General features: G+C 48.9%; 17 protein-coding genes. 5 read left to right on the top strand and 12 right to left on the bottom strand.

Annotated features, from left to right (window positions below):
* Window positions 1-205: 205 nt before the first annotated feature.
* The 6 genes from trpC to rsgA all read right to left on the bottom strand — a co-directional run bounded on the left by trpC (window position 206) and on the right by rsgA (window position 6579).
* Entirely contained in the window at window positions 206-988 is a 783-nt protein-coding gene (gene trpC, locus ABGU93_RS07575; protein ID WP_347412871.1) for an indole-3-glycerol phosphate synthase TrpC, read from the bottom strand.
* Window positions 985-2013, bottom strand: coding sequence for an anthranilate phosphoribosyltransferase (gene trpD, locus ABGU93_RS07570; RefSeq protein WP_347412870.1), 1029 nt, complete (start codon window positions 2011-2013; stop codon window positions 985-987). The genes trpC and trpD overlap by 4 nt, the downstream gene beginning before the upstream one ends.
* Entirely contained in the window at window positions 2010-2588 is a 579-nt protein-coding gene (locus ABGU93_RS07565) for an aminodeoxychorismate/anthranilate synthase component II (RefSeq protein WP_347412869.1), read from the bottom strand. Before ABGU93_RS07565 ends, trpD begins: the two co-directional genes overlap by 4 nt.
* Window positions 2588-4051: an anthranilate synthase component I gene (gene trpE, locus ABGU93_RS07560; protein ID WP_347412868.1), complete on the bottom strand. Its 1464-nt coding sequence runs from the start codon at window positions 4049-4051 to the stop codon at window positions 2588-2590. Before trpE ends, ABGU93_RS07565 begins: the two co-directional genes overlap by 1 nt.
* A gap of 813 nt (window positions 4052-4864) precedes the next feature.
* Entirely contained in the window at window positions 4865-5338 is a 474-nt protein-coding gene (locus ABGU93_RS07555) for a GNAT family N-acetyltransferase (RefSeq protein ID WP_347412867.1), read from the bottom strand.
* Window positions 5339-5502: 164 nt separating this feature from the next.
* Window positions 5503-6579 carry a ribosome small subunit-dependent GTPase A gene (gene rsgA, locus ABGU93_RS07550; protein WP_347412866.1) on the bottom strand — a complete coding sequence of 359 codons (1077 nt, stop codon included), beginning with the start codon at window positions 6577-6579 and terminating at the stop codon, window positions 5503-5505.
* Window positions 6580-7253: 674 nt separating this feature from the next.
* On the opposite strand from rsgA, the gene ABGU93_RS07545 reads away from it, so the two are divergent.
* From ABGU93_RS07545 to ABGU93_RS07535, 3 genes are all read left to right on the top strand, one after another.
* The gene (locus ABGU93_RS07545) at window positions 7254-7814 is read left to right on the top strand and encodes a PadR family transcriptional regulator (RefSeq protein ID WP_347412865.1); all 561 of its coding nucleotides are present in this window, start codon (window positions 7254-7256) and stop codon (window positions 7812-7814) included.
* A 299-nt stretch (window positions 7815-8113) separates the two neighbouring features.
* Window positions 8114-8656, top strand: a complete 543-nt coding sequence (locus tag ABGU93_RS07540; protein WP_347412864.1) for a hypothetical protein — start codon at window positions 8114-8116, stop codon at window positions 8654-8656.
* Window positions 8657-9014: 358 nt separating this feature from the next.
* Window positions 9015-11990 carry a methyl-accepting chemotaxis protein gene (locus tag ABGU93_RS07535; protein WP_347412863.1) on the top strand — a complete coding sequence of 992 codons (2976 nt, stop codon included), beginning with the start codon at window positions 9015-9017 and terminating at the stop codon, window positions 11988-11990.
* A 235-nt stretch (window positions 11991-12225) separates the two neighbouring features.
* Here the strand turns inward: ABGU93_RS07535 and ABGU93_RS07530 are convergent, their stop codons facing one another.
* The 5 genes from ABGU93_RS07530 to ABGU93_RS07510 all read right to left on the bottom strand — a co-directional run bounded on the left by ABGU93_RS07530 (window position 12226) and on the right by ABGU93_RS07510 (window position 15581).
* The gene (locus ABGU93_RS07530; RefSeq protein WP_347412862.1) at window positions 12226-12684 is read right to left on the bottom strand and encodes a chemotaxis protein CheX; all 459 of its coding nucleotides are present in this window, start codon (window positions 12682-12684) and stop codon (window positions 12226-12228) included.
* Window positions 12675-13538: a response regulator gene (locus tag ABGU93_RS07525; RefSeq protein WP_347412861.1), complete on the bottom strand. Its 864-nt coding sequence runs from the start codon at window positions 13536-13538 to the stop codon at window positions 12675-12677. The genes ABGU93_RS07530 and ABGU93_RS07525 overlap by 10 nt, the downstream gene beginning before the upstream one ends.
* Before the next feature lie 139 nt (window positions 13539-13677).
* On the bottom strand, window positions 13678-14982 hold the full coding sequence (locus ABGU93_RS07520; protein WP_347412860.1) for a DEAD/DEAH box helicase: 1305 nt from the start codon (window positions 14980-14982) through the stop codon (window positions 13678-13680).
* 101 nt (window positions 14983-15083) lie between these two features.
* Window positions 15084-15242, bottom strand: coding sequence for a hypothetical protein (locus tag ABGU93_RS07515; RefSeq protein ID WP_347412859.1), 159 nt, complete (start codon window positions 15240-15242; stop codon window positions 15084-15086).
* 141 nt (window positions 15243-15383) lie between these two features.
* Window positions 15384-15581: a cold-shock protein gene (locus tag ABGU93_RS07510; RefSeq protein ID WP_111886821.1), complete on the bottom strand. Its 198-nt coding sequence runs from the start codon at window positions 15579-15581 to the stop codon at window positions 15384-15386.
* Window positions 15582-16124: 543 nt separating this feature from the next.
* Between ABGU93_RS07510 and ABGU93_RS07505 the strand changes: the two genes are divergently transcribed.
* Entirely contained in the window at window positions 16125-17036 is a 912-nt protein-coding gene (locus ABGU93_RS07505) for an exopolyphosphatase (RefSeq protein WP_347412858.1), read from the top strand.
* Between the two features lie 285 nt (window positions 17037-17321).
* On the opposite strand, the gene ABGU93_RS07500 is transcribed toward ABGU93_RS07505, so the two are convergent.
* Complete coding sequence (locus tag ABGU93_RS07500) at window positions 17322-17933, bottom strand: hypothetical protein (protein ID WP_347412857.1); 612 nt, start codon at window positions 17931-17933, stop codon at window positions 17322-17324.
* A 507-nt stretch (window positions 17934-18440) separates the two neighbouring features.
* On the opposite strand from ABGU93_RS07500, the gene ABGU93_RS07495 reads away from it, so the two are divergent.
* Window positions 18441-19361 (top strand): ribokinase, encoded by a 921-nt coding sequence (locus tag ABGU93_RS07495; RefSeq protein WP_347412856.1) that lies wholly within the window; start codon window positions 18441-18443, stop codon window positions 19359-19361.
* Window positions 19362-19473 lie beyond the last annotated feature (112 nt).

Here is a 19473-nt window from a genome sequence, read left to right as displayed (position 1 = left end):
GATTTTATAATAAACGTTTGGTCTTAGATCCACGTTCCAGGCGGGTACGACCCGCCCCTTGAACTGCGGATTCCAATACAAACCCAGTACCGACAATTGTTACATCATGTTGTACGCATCGGGGCGAACAGGTTGATAAACCTGTCCGATCCCGCAGCGAACAACAGATTAACAATTGATCGGTACGGCAGTCAGCAGTCAGCAGCTACCCCCGCAGCTGATCCAGCGCCCCCTTCTTATCCCCACTTCGCATTAATGTTTCGCCGATCAGAACCGCATTGGTCCCATTTTCCCGCAGTTTCGCGATATCTTCCGCGGTACGTATCCCACTTTCCGAAACAAACAGAATTTCCGGCGGCACCAATTGTCGTAGCCGAATGCTGTTGTTTAGATCCACCTCAAAGGTTTTAAGATTGCGGTTATTGATCCCAACCACCCGGGCGCCAGCGGCCAGGGCCTGCTTCACTTCCGCTTCATCGTGGGCTTCCACCAGGGCCGACAGTCCCAGCGTATCGGCAATCTCAATGTATTCCCGGATCGTTTCGGTATCTAAAATCGAACAGATCAGCAATATCGCATCGGCGCCGATCCGACTGGCTTCATAAATCTGAATGGCATCGATAATAAAATCTTTACGCAGCACCGGGATGCTTACCTGCGCCTTGATTTCAGTCAAATAATCATTGGACCCCTGAAAAAAATCCGGCTCGGTCAGCACCGAAATCGCATCGGCCCCGGCGGCCTGATAGTCCCGGGCGATCTCGAGATAAGGGAAATCCGCCGCGATCACGCCTTTGGACGGCGAGGCTTTTTTAACCTCGCAGATAAAGGCAATTTCCCCGGCGGTTTGTTTCCGGGCCAGGGCTTGCTCAAAAGCAAAGGGGTTTTCCGACCGTTTGGCCTGACTTTTCAGAGTTTCCAGAGCGGTCGTTTCTTTAAGCACCGCCACCCGTTTGGCCGTGGCCGCCACAATTTGATCCAGAATCATGCCAGCACCTCAATGGCCAGCTCATTGCTGCGTTTGACAAACGCGTCCAGCTTGGCCTTAGCCTTGCCGGAGTCGATAATCTCCTCGGCCATCCTGACACAATCCCGGAGGGTGATATCATTGTGGGACATATACAGGCAGAAGGCCGAATTCAGCACCACCACATCGCGCTTGGGACCTTTTTTGCCATTAAGAATATCCCGGGCGATGACGGCATTTTCTTCTTTTTCGCCACCGATCAGATCACGCAATTCGCAGTGCTGCAGCCCCAATTGTTCCGGGGTGATAAAAAAGCTGTTGATCTTGCCATCGGCAATTTCACAGATGGTGGTGGTGTCGGTCAGGGTAATCTCGTCCAGGCCGTCGTGGCCGTGAACCACCATCCCCCGCTTGACATTAAGCTTGTTCAGCACATTGGCAAGGGGTTCGACCAGGTTTTCGTCATAGACCCCCAGCAGCTGCATATTGGCCCCGGCCGGGTTGGCCAGCGGGCCGAGAATATTAAAGATCGTCCGGATCCCCAGTTCCTTGCGGACCGGTCCGGCGTATTTCATCGAGGCGTGATAGGTCGGGGCAAACATAAAGCAGATCCCCAGCTCGTCGAGCAGCACCGCGCTTTTTTCGGCCGACAGTTCAATGTTCACGCCCAGGGCTTCCAGCAGATCCGCCGATCCGCATTTACTGGAAACGCTGCGGTTGCCGTGCTTGGCCACCGGCACCCCACCGGCGGCAATCACCAGTGACGAGACGGTCGAAATATTAAAGGTCGCCACCTCGTCGCCGCCGGTGCCGACAATGTCCAGCACATCGGTTTTGGGGAAAATCTTGGTGCATTTGTCACGCATCACCATGGCGCAGGCGGTGATCTCATCGATGGTTTCGCCCTTCATCCGCATCGCCGTCAGAAACGATGCGATCTGGGCGTTGGTGGCCTGGCCGTTCATAATCTGATCCATGACCTCCCGGGTCCGCTCCAGGGACAGGTCCTTGCCGTTGACAATATCATAAATCGCTGCTTTAATCATTGCTCATTTCCTATCTTTAAAAAGTTCTCAATCATCCGGTGGCCCGAATCGGTGAGGATCGATTCGGGATGGAACTGGACCCCGTAAACGTCATAACTGCGATGCTTCACCGCCATCACTTCGCCCTCGTCATCCTCGGCGATAATCAGCAGCTCATCCGGCAGACTGCTGCGCTCGGCACTGAGGGAATGATAGCGGCCGGCGGCAATAATCGGCGGCAGACCCCGGAAAATCGGGCTGCCATTGGCGATATGGACGTTGCTGCTTTTGCCATGCATCAGGGTGCTGGCATAGATGATGGTGCCGCCAAACACCTCGCAGATGGCCTGATGGCCAAGGCAGACCCCCAGAATCGGGGTTTTGTCCTTAAAATATTCGATCACCTCTTCACAGATCCCGGCATCGGCCGGCCGGCCCGGCCCCGGCGAGACAATGATATGATCCGGTGCCAGGACGGCGATTTCGGCCAGACTCAGTTCATCATTTTTGATCACCCGGATATCGGGATTGATCATCCCCACATATTGATACAGGTTATAGGAAAAGCTGTCGTAATTGTCAATCAGTAAAATCATTATTCCACCTCCTGGGCCCGATCCAGGGCTTCAAACATCGCCTGGGCCTTATTTCGGGATTCATTATATTCATTTTCCGGGATGCTGTCCGCGACGATCCCAGCGCCGGCGGAGACATAAACCTTGTCGTTTTTGCGAACCGCCATCCGAATCGCAATGCACATATCCATGTTGCCGGAAAAGTCGATATAGCCCACCGCCCCGCCATAGACGCCGCGCTTCTGGCCTTCTAACGCATTGATGATTTCGATCGCCCGTTTTTTCGGCGCTCCGGACAGGGTGCCCGCCGGCAACACTGCCCCGAGGGCATCGAGCTGATCCAGTCCCTCTTTAAGCCGCCCGGTGACGGTGGAAGAAATGTGCGAGACATGTGAGTAGCGGACCACCTCCTGATAGGTTTCCACCTTCACTGAACCAAATTCACTGACCTTGCCCAGATCGTTGCGGCCCAGATCGACCAGCATATTGTGTTCACTGAGCTCCTTTTCGTCCTTGAGCAACTCGGCAATCAGGGCCTCGTCCTCTTCCGGCGTCTCGCCCCGGGGACAGGTGCCAGCAATCGGAAAGGTCGACAGTTTGGAATTTTTCAGCGACACCAGCGTTTCCGGCGACGCCCCGGCCACCTGAATCGTATCAAAGTCGATATAAAACATATACGGCGAGGGATTAACGGTTCGCAGCACCCGATAGGCCGACAGCAGATCGCCCTCAAAGTCCGCTTCCAGCCGGTTGGAAATCACTGCCTGGAAAATATCGCCCTGGTAAATATGCTCTCTTGTTTTTTCGACCATCTCGCAATAATACTCTTTAGTAAACAGTGAGCGGTACTCCGAGGTCACCTGACCCCGGAAGGCCACGGTGCTACTGCAATTTTTAATTAAGGCTTCAATTTCCTTCAGCGCAATCACCCCGTTGATATAGTTCGCCTCAAAGTTGTCGGTTTTAATATTGACAATCACCACAATTTTCTGGCGCAGGTGATCATAGGCGATGACCTTATCAAACAGCATCAGATTCATGTCATCAAAGTTCTCGGCATTCTCATTTTCCAGCACCAGATTGGTTTCGCTGTATTTAACAAAATCATAGGAAATATAGCCAACAAAGCCACCGGTAAACACCGGCAGAAAATCCAGCTTGGGGCTTTTCCATCCCGCCAGAATTTCCCGCAGCACCGACCGCGGATCATCGGCGAGAATGTCCCGGGTCTTGCCGTTTTTAACCACCACTTCGCCGTCCAGACAGCTCACTGCCAGGGTCGGGTCAAAGCCCAGAAACGAATAGCGCCCCCATTTTTCTCCGCCCTCCACACTTTCGAGCAAATAACACTTTTTGCCCGTGGCTTTTAAACATTTCAGCACCTCAATCGGTGTCTTGATATCTGAAAACAGCTCCAGACTAATCGGGATGCTCTGATAATCCCCGCAATACCCTCTGGCCTCTTCCATCGATGGTTTAATCATAATCGTATCCTTTCGTTCGTTGGTTTTTAATGTTTAAATATACTGCTGTGAGCTCTGTGCGGATTTTCGCAAAGGGATGAGCAAAAACTCAAACTCAACACTAGCCAGTACCGACAATTATTACATCATGTTGTACGCATCGGGGCGAGCACGGCGGAGCATGTCCGATCCTGCAGCGAACAACAGATTAACAATTGGTCGGTACGCAGTGACGCCTCCACCCCCAAGCCAGCACCAATCAGCGTCCACACCTATTTATGCGCTTTTTAAGTAATAAAAAAACGCCCGCCCAAGATTAATATAAATTAATCAAGGACGAGCGCAAAAATTACTAGCCCGCGGTACCACCTTCATTTACAGAGAAAACCCCTGTACACTTAGCAGGATACAAACATATCCCTCGCAACTGACGTATGCGTCACGTCGCAGAATACTCAGAAAGATCGCTTTCCTTTGACTGCGCCCTCAGTGGTCCATTTGATGTTCTGCGTTGTGCGAGGCTCTCAGCCTTCCCCGCTCTCTGTAACTGCACGATACACCGTTATCTCCACGTCAACGGTTTGATTGAAGTATTAAATTAGATCAAGCATAATCGATATGGCCGCTTTTGTCAAATTAAATTTTTCTGATAACGCCATCATTAAGAAACTTCCAAACTGGTTTTCGCCGCAATTGCATAACTGCCGTGAGCTTCGCTGCCGGTTTGCGCGAAACAATTTCTACACTGTACGGCGTACAGTTCTACGAACTGTTCGCCTACACGTTACGAAATAGTTTGCGGAAACCGACATCAAAGCAAATTTTGGTTCACAATCAGCCCTTTACCATCAGCTTCATCGGCACAAACCGGATCCCCTTGTTAACCTGTTCCGGGGCGGTCTCTTCAAAGCCGAAACGGCGGTAAACGTCCACCGCATAGGGGGACGAATTGACGGTCATGACAAAGGGTTTTCCCGGTTGCCGGCTTTTTAAATCGGCCAGGACGGTGTTGAATAAGGCCCGGGCAATGCCCTGGTGGTGATGGTTCCGATCGACAAACATCAGCGAGACATGGAATTCATCCCGGGTCCCAATGACCCCAATAATCTGGTCGTCTTGATAAAAACCCCATAGTTTCTTATGGCCACTGGCCAGATCCTCAGCCATTTCTTCCAGCTTAAAGTCCAGATAATCGGTAAAGGTCTGGCGGCCTTCAGCGCTGTAGCCATCGGCAATAAATTCGTAAAAAACCGCATTGGCCAGCTCCACCGCCGCTGCTAAATCGCTATTTTCTATTTTTCTAATCATCTAAACCTCTCCTCGGATGTCAATCGGGATTGACGTTCAAATCCCTCATTATTTTTCATTGAGTCGGCCCATGCCGACAAGCTGATCGTCTCCGAACAAAAGCCCGGACTATTGCTGCGCGGGCTTTCCGATCATTGAGATCCTGCTGCTGACACCCGCGTTAGCTAGTGTTTGTTTTTATTCTTTGCCTGGCGCATCAGCTGTTTCATTTCGCCTTTGCTGCCAAACATCTTTTTGATCTTTTCGGCTTCCAGCTGCCGGGAATTGAGCCCTTCGTAGTCCAATTCCTTTTGCAGCTTGCGATAGTTTTCAAACCGTTTTTGAGATAACTGCCCGGCTGCAATGGCGGCACGGACCGCGCAGCCGGGTTCGCTACTATGGCTGCAGTCGCCAAACCGGCATTGTTCGGCCAGGCGTTCAATATCGGCAAAGGAGCGGGACAGATCGGCGCTGTCCAGATGGAGTTCCCGCATCCCCGGCGTATCAATGACCACGCCGCCTCCGGGTAACAGCAGCAGCTGCCGATGGGTGGTGGTGTGCCGGCCCTTGTCATCACTTCGCAGACCTTTGGTGGCCAGCACCTCGGAGCCGATCAGATGGTTGATAATGGTCGATTTTCCAACTCCGGATGAGCCCAGAAAGACTATCGTTTTGCCCGGGGCCAGATAACCGGCGATCTCGTCATAGCCACGGTTATCAACACTGGAGCAGACTACCACATCGGTTCCCACCCGGACCGCGAATATTTCGTTGAGCCGGGCCGCTAAATCATCACAGAGATCGGCTTTGGTCAGGACGATCACCGGCCGGGCCATGCTGTTCCAGGCAATTGATAAATAACGCTCCAGCCGGCGCAGATTAAAATCGTTGTTTAGTGACATGCAAATAAACACCAGATCAAAATTGGCCGCGACAATCTGGCTGCCGCCACCCGTTCCGGCTGCTTTGCGCTCAAACAGGGACTTCCGGCTTAACACCTGATGGATCACCGCATTCCCCGAACCTTCATCGGTCCGGTCGATCATCACCCAGTCGCCGACCACCGGGAAGCTGGTATTATCCCCTGCATTAAAAACAAACTTCCCCGACACCTCCGCCAGTAATTCACCGGCTTCACCAATCACCTTATAAAGCTCCCGATGCTGCTCCGTCACCCGCGCCACAAACAAGCCCTGATACATACTGGCTTCCTGCTTAACCCGCTGATCTAATCCGTAATTTTCCAAATCTATCTTATTCATTTTTTTCCTCCAAATTTTATTGATCTAGATAATTGCGAGACAGCCGTGAGCTTCGCTGCCGGTTTGCGCCAAATAATTTCTACACTGTACGGCGTACAGGCTATCGCCAGTTCGCCTACACGTTACTAAATTGTTTGCGGAAACCGACATCAAAGCAACTTTTGTTCTTGCTTTCAGCTTTACGCAACTACCTATATAAATTTCATACGTTTGGAGGGCTAAAGGCCTAGTCTCGTTCTTTGCCCTCCGGCGTCACGACACTATCCATTTTATTAGTATTTTTCATAAATTCTCCATTCTATTTAAATTCAAATTCCAGCCTGTTAATTAGAGCCTATCCTAGTACCGACAATTGTTACATCATGTTGTATGCCTCAAGGCGAACAGTTGCGAAAGTTCATTATTTTTATAATAATAACAATATACGCAACTGTACGAATTGCGCGCATACAACAGATTAACAATTGGTCGGTACGGTACAGCACATCACTTCATTTCTCGATTAACACCCTGTGCTATTATTGTAAATGATTCTTTTTAATCTAGTCAAGGCAAATAAATTGCTTCCTGATGGGAAAATCTCAAACTGGGCAAGAAAACAAATGCATTCTTGGTCAAAATCAGATAAAATAGAAGGGTAAAACTATTTGACAAAAAACGAAAGGCCTAAAAAAATGAGAACATTAAAATATGCCATCCTGGGACTCATTAACCGGGAAACCATGACCGGTTACGATTTGATGAAAGTATTTAATATGGAGCTGGTCAATTTCTGGTATGCCAAACACAGCCAGATCTACCCGGAGCTGAAAAAACTCACCGACGAAGGGATGATCACCTTTGAAACCCTGCCCGAGGGCGACAAACTCCGCAAAAAAATATATTCGATTACTGAAAAAGGAAAACAGGATTTCCAAAACTGGCTACTGCAGCAGGATTTGCTGGACCCGACCCCCAAAGACATCTTCAGGCTCAAAGCCTATTTTATCGAGTCGATGTCCAATGAGAAAATCCTGGCGCACTTTCACTACCAGCTGACCCAACGTCAGGAAAAACTGGAAAAGCTGCAAAACAACATGCGGATACTGCTGGACACCAAAGATATTTCCAAAATCCAGAGTCCCGAATACGGCGACTACATCGTCCTGAAGTCGGCTATCAAACGCGAAATATCCTACATTGAATGGCTGGGCGAATGCATCGAAGAAGTCACCACCAACACACGGATCTATTGATTTTGACTGTCGTGAGCTTTGCTGTCGGTTTTAAAATAATTTTGCAATGAAAAAGAACATACTGATTATATTACTTCACAACCAAGTACCGACAATTGTTACATCATGTTGTACGCATCGGAGCGAACAGATTGATAAACCTGTCCGATTCCGCAGCGAACAACAGATTAACAATTGGTCGGTACGATAGCAAAGTGCCAACCTCAAGTTTAATCCAAAATTGTTCTACGAACTGCCGGCAAAGCTCACAGCACTTTCCCGATTAGCTAACATAAATTTTTGCATACAAGGAGGCCCATATGAGCCCAACTATTTGCCCACAATGTGGCGGCACCAACACCAGTCCGGCGACCCTGCCGTTGCTTTATTGCGGGGACTGCCAGACTACTTTCGGAGGTGATCACCGGGAGCTGGTGGCGACGACCCGCCAGATTGTACTGAACACCTATCAGCAGGGGGCGGCCAGTCAAAATCTGACCTTTACCAAAACCCCGGCCGGGGCCACCATCGAGGGGCCGTTTCTCTGTTATTACCCGGATCTGCCGGAGATTTACATCGACCACCAACAATGGCAGCAGTTGCTGACGGATTTTTGGGGGCTTTATGTGCGGGACTGGAAAGCTGAGTACCTCGCCGATGCTGCCCCGGAACATGGCAACAGCGCCTTCGGCTGGGATTTAAAAATTATCATCGCTGATCAGGAACCGCTGCTTTGCAAAGGTCAGGGGCTCTACCCGCCCTACTGGACAGCCCTGATGGCGCTGTTTACCAGCTTCGGTCTGCCCAATATCGGCAAGGCGCTGGGTCAGAATTTTTTACAGCTCCAGGCCCAAACCTCCTGAAGCGACCGATAATCTACCCCTTATTAACCAAGATTTTATGGCGTACCCGTTTAGAATACGATAAAATGTGGTATAAATAAAGCGACTCGATGTCATTAACCTACGAACAATGATTGCTTTGGGTGCAGTTTCCACAACAATAAGAAATCGCTCTGCGAATTTCTTATTGTTCGCGGGCATTCGCCAACTACAAGCAAGCTTGTGATTGGCTCATTACCTGCGCGAAAACAATTTCGTAACGTGTAGGCGAACAGGCGGTAGCCTGTACGCCGTACAGTGTAGAAATTGTTTCGTGCGAAACTGGGCTCAAAGCTCACGGTACTCCGGTACTCTCAAAAAAGAAAAGGCGGAAATCAGGATGAAGATTTTTAACAAACATTCAATCGGTAATAAAATCACCTCGATGGTGATCATTTTTGTAGCCCTGGCCCTGCTGGTGATTGGCATTGCTGTCACCGTTTTAAGCATCAACACCGAAAACCAGCAAATCGAAGAGCGGATGAACCTCCAGCTCAGTCAGATTATCACCGAGGTGGAACAGTCCCTGGACAACCACAGCAAGGTAGTCAGCAGTTTAAGCAAAACCATTGGTGTCACCGGGACGCAGCTGACCGTTCCGGAATACAACGCGCTGCTGACCCAATATGTGGGCCTCAATGCCGACACCTATGGCGCCGGCGTCTGGTTTGATTATAATGGTTATCAACCGGGCATCAAATATTTTGGGCCCTATGCTTATCGCGACGGTGGCACGGTCAGCTTTGCCGAAGCGCTGTACAGCACTGACGAATATGACTTTCCCAATCAGGAATGGTATCTGGCCGGAAAAAATGGCAGCGACACCGTGGCCTGGTCGGCCCCCTATCAGGATGAGACCCTGGGGATTTCCCTGGTTACCGCCACCCAAGGTTTTTACGACAGCAACAAGCAGTTTAAAGGCGTCGTCACCGGCGATATCGATCTTTCCAGCCTCCAGGCTATGATCAGTGACATCAAAGTCGGCGAAACCGGCCGGGCTTTCCTGGTCGATCAGAACGGCCTCTACATCGCCGATGCTGATGCTACGAAGGCGATGAGCGTCAATCTGCAGGAAGACCCCAATACCAGTCTGGCCGCCCTGGGTGAAAGCATGCTCGGCGGCGCGCCCGGCACCGGCGTTTTCAGCGATGATGCCGGCAAAAACAATATCTATTACGCCCCTATCCCCGCCACCGGTTGGACGCTAGCGATTATGGAGCCCCAAAGCGAGCTCAATGCCCCGATTATGACCCTGATTTTCCAGCTGATCGGCCTGTTTTTATTAACCCTGATCGTGCTGAGCTTTATCATTGTTAAACAGATCAAAGGCGTCGTCAATCCGATTGTCCTGATCACCGAGCTGTTCCATAAGGCCGAATTAGGCGATTTTGACAGCGAAATTCCGGCGGCAATCATCAGCCGGGAGGATGAGCTGGGTAAGCTGGGCCTGTCCTTCCAGAAACTGTCCGAAAATATTCAGGAAAACATCGCCACCCTGGAACAGATTTCGCTGGGAAATCTCAATGTCGCCGTCGATGTCAAATCCGACCAGGATATCCAGTCGAAGAGTCTGATTGAAGTCGTCGAAAACCTCAAGAACCTCGAAGCCGAGGTCGAAAAGCTGACCCAATCGGCCACCGACGGCCATTTATCGATCCGTGGCGATGCCTCCAAATTCCAGGGCAAGTACCGCGATATCGTCGTTGGCGTCAACAATACCCTGGATGCTGTGGTCGAGCCCCTGACTATGTCCGCCGACTATGTCGATAAGATCAGCCGCGGCGAAATTCCGGAGAAAATCACCGCCACCTATCATGGCGACTTTAATACCATTAAAGAAAACCTCAATGCCTGTATCGATAATATCAATGCCCTGGTCGCTGATGTCAATATGCTGGCTCAGGCCGCCACCGCCGGTCAGCTGGAAATCCAGGCTGATGCTAGCCAACACAGCGGTGATTTCCGTAAAATCATTGAAGGTTTCAATAATACCCTGAACTCGCTGCTGGCACCGATCAATGAAGCCCGCCAAGTGATGAACAAAATGGCCGCCAATGATTACACCCTTTCCATGGTCGGCAGCTATAGAGGCAGTATGGATGAGTTTGCTGAAGAAATTAACCTGGTTCATTCCCGCCTGCTCACTGTCCAGGATGCCTTTATCGATATTTCCCAGGGCGATACCAGCCGGCTGAACGAATTCGTAGCCGTCGGCAAGCGTTCCGATAATGATCAACTGACCCCATCGATTATCGCTACCCTGACCACCATCGACAACCTGATTGCCGAATCACGCAATCTGGCTCAGGCCGGGATCAACGGTAAGCTGGAAGTCCGCAGTGATGCGTCCCGCTTTTCCGGTGGTTATCGGGATATCGTTGAGGGCTTCAACCAGACCCTCGACGCCATCGAACAGCCAATTAACGAAGCGGCCATCGTCCTTGAACAAATGGCCGCCGGCAATCTGACCCAAGCGATGACCGGCGATTATCTGGGCAGCTATGCGATTATCAAAAATTCCCTGAATGATACGATGACCTCGCTCAATGAGATCCTCGGCAACATCAATCATTCCGCTGACGAGGTCGCTTCGGGTTCCCGCCAGGTTTCTGATGGCAGCCAGGCCCTGGCCCAGGGTGCCACCGAACAGGCCAGCTCGATGGAAGAGCTCAATGCTTCCATTGAAGAAGTGGCGGTGCAAACCCGGGAAAACGCCATCAATGCCAATCAGGCCAACCAGCTGACCCTGACCGCCCAGCAGAATGCCGAAAACGGCAACGTCCAGATGCAACAGATGCTCCGTTCGATGGCCGAAATCAACGCTTCATCGGCGAAGATTTCCAATATCATCAAAGTCATCGATGATATTGCCTTCCAGACCAATATTTTGGCCCTAAATGCCGCGGTCGAAGCTGCCCGGGCCGGACAGCAGGGCAAGGGTTTTGCCGTCGTCGCCGAAGAGGTCCGGACCCTGGCCGGCCGCAGCGCCGAAGCGGCCAAAGAAACCACCGAACTGATTGAAGGTTCCATCGCCAAGGTTTCCGAGGGCACTGTGATCGCCAACAACACCGCCGAATCGCTTACTGAAATTGTCGACGGCGTGGCCAAGGTCGCCGCCCTGGTCGGTAAGATTGACGCCGCTTCCAACGAGCAAACCGCGTCGATCAACCAGATTAACGTTGGTATCGATCAGGTCTCCCAGGTGGTTCAGACCAACTCCGCCACCGCCGAAGAAAGCGCCGCCGCCAGCGAAGAACTCTACAGCCAGGCGGAACTGCTTAAAAACATGGTCAGCAAGTTCGACCTGACCAGGTAAACATCCTAAACCAGACCCCCGTGATGCCGAATTCTCATACGGCATCACGGGGATTTTTTATTTTGCGCACAAAAAAGACACCGTAAAAAACGATGTCTTTTTTTTAAGCCTCTGTAGTACCGACAATTGTTACATCATGTTGTACGCATCAAGGCGGACACGGCAACGCCTATCCGAGCTTGTGGCGAACAACAGATTAACAATTGGTCGGTACGGTAGTTCATCGATAACCTATTTAATCCAAAGCCACATTGACTTCCAGCTTGATGCCGTCGATATCAAACTCCACGCACATGACTTCATCTTTGCTCATGCTCAGTTCGATGTCCTCACCGGTCAGCATTGTTGGCGGTGAAATATCCACCGTGATGGCTTCGTTGGAGAGATTAATGCTGGCGTTGGCGGTGAGCATATTGGACAGCTCCGAAATGGCACTTTTAGCCATATCATCCAGTTCATCCACCGGCATCCCCATCATCATAATCGAGGCAATCTGTTTGGCGCCCTCGGTGTCGATGGCATAAGCCACATTACCCTTTTTATCGCCGACAATCCCCAGCGTCAGGACAATACCGCTGGCGACAATTTTTTTCGACTTTTCCAGCTGATTTTTGATGATAATGCTACCAAACCCCAGCTGCGGCATCACATCCGTAACGGATGCAATAAAGGAATTAATAATTGCTACATCCATGCCACATCCCCCTTTTGGAAACCCACATTCATAAAGACATCACCTAGATCGGTTTTGATGATAAACGATTCGCTCATGATATCGCCGATGGAGATAGTAATATCTTTGCCCCGGAACACCGTCGGCGGTGAAACCCGAAGACCAAAGGAACGATTAAGCCCGTTTAGGAGCGAGCAGGCGTTACCACCGATAACATTGGTAAATTCGCTGAGGAAATTAATGGCATCGTCGATCTGCTGGTCATCGTCCTGAAGGATTTTTCGGGTCATCCCCAGAGCCGTCGCTTCGGACATATCCATGATTAAGCGGCCGTCGTGGCGGCCAATGATCCCGATGGCGACCGAGATCCCCGAAGAATTGGTGGTCGTCGCATGATCAGCAACCTTTTCAACCACCACTTCCCCGCCGATTTCCCGTTTCAGGAAACTGAAAATCGATTCTTTAAAAGCTTCTTCAAAATTGCTCTTTAAAACGCCAAAAAGTTCTTCGCCTTCAAAAAGCCGTTCGATGGCGGCATCCAGATCGGTCTGATCCACTGGTTTCTGCAAATAACCTTTGATGCCGACTTTTTTAGCCCGTTGGATAATTTCTTCATCCATCATCGCACTGATGGCAATGATTTTTGTATCACTCAAATGTTTAAAGATCTCTTGTGAACACTCGATTCCATCACCGTCCGGCAAGGTCATATCCATTGTAATTAAATCTGGCTTGAGCTCCTGAGCTTTTTCGACTGCTTCTTTCATGTTCAGGGCCGTCCCGACTATTTCCAGCCCCTCTTTTTGAAGCATCCGTTTGAGCACAGCTATTGAGAAAGTTGAATCATCGACTATCATCACGCTAATATTTTTCATAAATCCACCGCCTTTTTTTGTAGAATCGAAAAAATTCCTATTTACTAATTTTAATTGTTATCATTAGCATTCGTCAAGCAGTATTTACTTCTCGCTGCTAGAATAATTCATACCCCGATGGCTTTAAAATACGCAAGCTTTACAGACTATCTCTTTTCTTGTTTTTCGCATAAAAACGATCCCGATCTTTTTTTCCGCCGGTATTTTTCCCCGAGCTGCTGCCGCTGCCCCGACGATTCCGAGGTGCGGAGGCCTGATGGGCCGAGGGCCGTCGTGACGATGGTACTCTTTGCTCTTCCGGCACTGCCACCAGGGGAAAGGGGTGAACCTCAACCACCGGGATTGATTTCAAGACCAGTTTTTCGATACCTTCAAGTAAGGGCATTTCTTCCTGGTCACAGAATGCAATGGCGATACCGCCAAGACCAGCCCGGCCGGTCCGGCCGATCCGATGCACATAGGTTTCAGGAACCTCCGGCAAATCATAATTAAAGACATGGGACAGTTCTTCAATATCGATGCCCCGGGCGGCAATATCAGTGGCTACCAGGATCCGGGTTTTTCGTTCTTTAAAGTTATTCAAAGCCAGTTGTCGGGCGTTCTGGGATTTGTTACCATGAATAGCCTGGGCTTTAAAGCCGGAACGCTCCAGATGTTTGACAATTTTATCGGCCCCATGTTTAGTTCGGGAAAAAACCAGCGCTGAAACAATAGCTTTATTTTTCAAAAGATGAACCAGCAGGTTGATCTTATTGTTTTTATTGACATAATATACATTCTGTTCGATCACTTCAACCGTTGATGAAACCGGGGTAATTGTGACTTTAACCGGATTATTAAGCATCGAACCGGCCAGTTTGGCAATTTCCGTCGGCATCGTCGCCGAGAAAAGCATATTCTGTCGCTCAACCGGCATGTGCTTGATGATTTTGCGGACATCCTGAAGCATACCCATATCCAGCATCATATCTGCTTCATCGAGTACAAAGGAGTTAATCTGTCCCAGCTTAATGTATTTCTGATTAATCAGATCCAGAAGCCGTCCTGGCGTTGCCACCAAAATATCTACGCCGGCACCCAGGGCTTTGGTCTGGGGATTTTGGGATACGCCCCCGTAAATAACCAGGGTTCGTAGTCCTAAAAACTTGCCATAGGCCTTAAATGAATCGCTGATCTGTAGCGCCAGTTCCCGGGTCGGTGCCAGGATCAATGCCTTGATCGGGCGATTGCCCTTAAGATTACGCTGTTCATAGGAAAGCTTTTGTAAAATTGGAATGGCGAAGGCCGCCGTTTTTCCGGTGCCGGTCTGAGCGCAGCCCAATAAATCTTTGCCTTCCAGCAAAGACGGAATAGCCTTTTCCTGAATCGGGGTGGCCTCGGTATATCCTTCTACTTTAAGAGCCTTCTGAATCGGCTCAATTATATTTAAATCTTCAAATTGCAATATGTTCTCCTTTATTTTTAAAATGTTCCTCTGGTCGAACTTTTCTCGCTCAACCGCTATCATAAATAAAGAACGCCGGCAGCGTTCCTTAGAAATTTGCTTTATTTATCAAAAAATCCGCCTCGTTTGGTTGTTTTAAAGGCCTTTCGCTGACTAATTCTGTTTTGTTCAGGTTTATCGCCTTTGATTCCTTGTTGGGCACTTTGTTTCTTTTTCGCGGCAATAATTTTTTTCATTGCTTCAATATTATTTGTTGACATAAAACCCTTTCCTGTTCCCTGTAAAGCCAAAGCAGTTTTTAAGAATTGCTATTCAAGATCAGGGATCGGTGCTGTAATTTTTGTGACAAGATAAAAAAAAACTTATGCCATTTTCAGGCATAAGTTTAAACGTTCTTGTTATTAGATAACTTGAATATTTTCGGCTTGTGGGCCTTTAGGTCCTTGAGTGATTTCAAAAGAAACTTCTTGGCCTTCTTCTAAAGACTTGTAACCGCTTGATTGGATTTGTGAAAAATGTGCAAATACATCTTTACCATCTTCCCCTGTAATAAATCCAAAACCTTTTTCTGAGTTAAACCATTTTACTGTACCATTCATTGATGAGTACCTCCTAATTTTATTCCCTAAATCCTTGTAATACGGATAACAACTACATTTCTAAATTAGGATAATACTGTAAAGCATAGTACCAATTAAAAAATATTAATGTTAAATTCATTTACTATTAATTTAAGTTCTTACTTATAATAACACGATACAATCAATAAAGCAAACTTTTTAATATTTATTTTCAAAATATCTTAAGTCTCTTAATTAAAGCCCCGATTGTTCCTTGATTTTTTTCGCTGAAAAGATGGAAAATCTGCTTCTTAAATGGTACAATATAAAAACTGTTTCTAAATTCTTACTGATATTAACATCCCAAAGGGTATGCAGCTGTAGACATTTGGATAAAGCAGTACCGACAATTGTTACATCATGTTGTTTGCATCGGGGCGAACATGGCGAAGCCTGTCCGATCCCGCAGCAAACAACAGATTAACAATTGGTCGGTACGGTAGTTTGTCGACAACCTGCAGCCTTGGCGGCTTTTAAATTTACGGTGGCATTTAGCTAGTATTTTTTCTTAGGAGGTTTCATATGCGTTTAGTTACTCGTTCGGATTTTGATGGTTTAATCTGCGGCATGTTGTTAAAAGAAGCCGGCATCATTGACGACTGGATTTTTGTTCATCCCAAAGACCTGCAGGACGGGCTCTTTTCCCCCACTGAAAATGATGTGCTGGCCAATGTTCCCTATGTACCCGGTTGCGGTATGTGGTTTGATCACCATTCTTCAGAACAAGATCGAATGGGGTGGCATCCCGGCGTTGCCGGCGAAAGCCGTCTGGCACCATCGGCAGCCCGGATCATTTATGAGTATTACGGCGGCGCCGCCAAATTCCCCTATTATCATGAGATGATTATTTCGGTGGATAAGGTGGACTCTGGCAATCTAACCCGGGAGGAGATCTTAAATCCCACCGGCTGGATCCTGCTCGGCTTTATCTCTGATCCGCGGACAGGATTAGGACGGTTCCGGGATTTCCAGATCAGCAATTATCAGTTAATGGAAGAACTGATCAACCTTTTCCGCAACCAGTCCATTGAAGATATTCTCGAATTGCCGGATGTCAAGGAGCGAGTTGAACTCTACAATGATCAGGCCCGACTCTTTACCGAAATGGTTGCGTCCCATACCAAAATCGACGACAATGTAATTGTTACCGATCTACGGGACGTAGAAACCATCTATACCGGTAACCGTTTCATGATCTACAGCCTCTACCCGGACCAGAACGTATCGCTCTGGATTGTCGATGGCAAACAGAAACAAAATGTTTCGATTGCCTGCGGTTACAGCATCCTAAACCGTACCTGTACAGCTGATATCGGCAAACTGATGCTCAAATACGGCGGCGGCGGTCATCATATGGTCGGTACCTGTCAAATTCCCTATGACGAGGCCAACCAGATTATCGACGAAATTATCGCAGTCCTAAAAAGCGAATAATAAAAGCGCAACCCTATTGGAATACTTAAATCTTAAAACTGATACAAACCCAGTACCGACAATTGTTACATCATGTTGTACGCATCGGAGCGGACACGGCAAAGCCTGTCCGATTCTGCGCGCAGGCAGTCGCCAATCATAAACTTGTTTATAGTTGGCGACTGCCCGCGACCAATGCGAAAGAAGCGTAGCGGATTTCGCATTGCGCAGCGAACAACAGATTAACAATTAGTCGATACGGTAGTTAGACGACAAAAGCGCAACCTGTGACGGTTGCGCTTTTATTTATTCTGCCGGCCGGAATTCGAAGACTTTCAGGGAGCCCTTGTAGCCAAGAAAGGTCAGATAGGCTACTGAGCGGTCGGGATTGATCCAGGCCATCACCGAGTAGGAGTTGGCGGCATCCTTCTTATTGTAGGCCGAGTTGATTTCGATCCCGTCCACCCCACCAAAAAGTGTTTTGACTTCCTCATAAGACATCCCTTCTTTCAGGGACTTAACCTGATCCGCTGTTACATTGGCGTTGACCAGGGCATCCAGATAGGTATCGTCCGGCACGTAGAGTTGTTTAAATACCGCTACCTCAGGGGCTTCTTCCGCATCCGTTTCGGTGGTCACTGCCACCACAGTGTCGTAGCTCACCGTTACCCCATAGCCAGTGTTTTCATCGATATAATTAAAGCCCTTCCCTTTGACCGACCCTTCAACTTTCAGAATTTTTTCGGCTTCTTCTTTCGGCATTCCTACCAGCACTTTATTGTACAGGTTAAGGGGATCGCTGCTGACCTCTTTTTTACCGCCCCCGAACAACATCAGAACAACGCCGACCACCAGAGCAATGACGACCAGCAAAGCAATACCGCCGATCAGCAACGGTTTGGAAATTTTTTTCTTCATTCTATTCTCTCCTGTTTTTTCTCATTCTTTGTGTAATAACGAGGTTAAATCCGCATCAATAAGCTACTAAAAAAGAGCGTGTATCGCAACGTCTCGATACTACCACTCTCTACGATGATCTTCACTGAGATTTTCACTGAACTCATTCTAAACAAAAGCAGCGCTTTTGTCAATTAGAAAGGGCAAATCCGCTTTACTTTCCGACATCCAGTTAGATCTGCATTCAGCGTTAGCATCACCGGGATGATGCCAGCACAAAATATTCTCCATCGCTATTATAAACAGCTCAATTTTTTCTAGATGAACGTTCAAATTTTCCCATTTAATTCAATTGACATCGTCTTCACTGCGTGATAATGTTTCCATATGTAAACAAACCGCCGGGTTTTATGTAAAATTTTCATACCACTGGGATCAATCTGTTCGACTTCTGGTCTGGTACTTGCCCTGAAGTTTAATTGTTTCGTTTTCGCTGGTTGACCCGGTAAATTTTAAAGGAGGCTATTTATGGCAGCTAAAATTCTATTAGTCGGCAGTGTTATGATGGATCTTATTCTTCGGTGTGAACGGGCACCAGAACCCAGTGAAAGTGTTTTAGGACACGATTACCGCAATGCACCTGGAGGAAAGGGCAGTAATGCCGCAGTGGCAGCCGCTCGGACCGGAGCCCAGGTTTCGGCATATGCCACCGTCGGCAATGATTCCAACGGTGAATATCTCCTCGATTGCTGGAAAAAAGAAGGCGTGGATACCACCTTCACCATCGTTAAAGATGGTGCCAATACCGGTTTTGTGGCCATCACGCTGGAAGACAACGGTCAAAACCGCCTGATCATCTTTCCCGGAGCCAATATGCTGACCCCTCCGGGTGAACTGGAAAAAGTGTTTGCGAACGATTTTGATGCCGTCCTGCTACAGTTTGAAATCCCGCTGGAAACCAATGCCAAAGCCATTGAACTGGCCAAAAAAAAAGGTATTATCACAGTTCTCGATGCCGGCCCGGCCCAGGATTACCCGCTGGAAAAACTGCCACCGGTAACGATCCTCTCCCCCAACGAAACCGAAACCAAAGCCCTGGTCGGCATCTATCCCGCTGATGAAGAATCCTGTCGGGCCGCCGCCAAAAAGCTGATGGAACGCAACGGCTGTAAATTTGTGGTCCTGAAACTGGGCGATCGCGGCTCGTATCTCTATGGCGATGGCCTGGATGTGATGGTTCCGCCCTACAAGGTTGACGCCATCGATCCCACCGCCGCCGGCGATGCCTACACCGGCACCCTGGCCAAGGCCTTTGTCGAAATGAGCGACCTGGTGGAAGCGGCCAAGTATGCCAGTGCATCAGGTGCCCTGACCTGTACCCAACTGGGTGCGCAACCATCGCTGCCCACCGCTGCCGAAATTGACGCCTTCCTGGCCACCCAGAATTAAGTCTTAAAACACAAAAAGCAACAAACCGATTTAAGGTTTGTTGCTTTTTTTATGTGAGCCCGGCATGGGCGCAATCTAACGGGTGAAAGTCCCGAGCACGGGTAGGTAGTGC

The sequence above is a fragment of the Acetobacterium sp. genome (assembly GCF_039830195.1).
Classification (GTDB): domain Bacteria; phylum Bacillota; class Clostridia; order Eubacteriales; family Eubacteriaceae; genus Acetobacterium.
The sequence above is the reverse complement of the archived record's forward strand: the minus strand, read 5'-3'. Positions and strand labels throughout refer to the sequence as shown.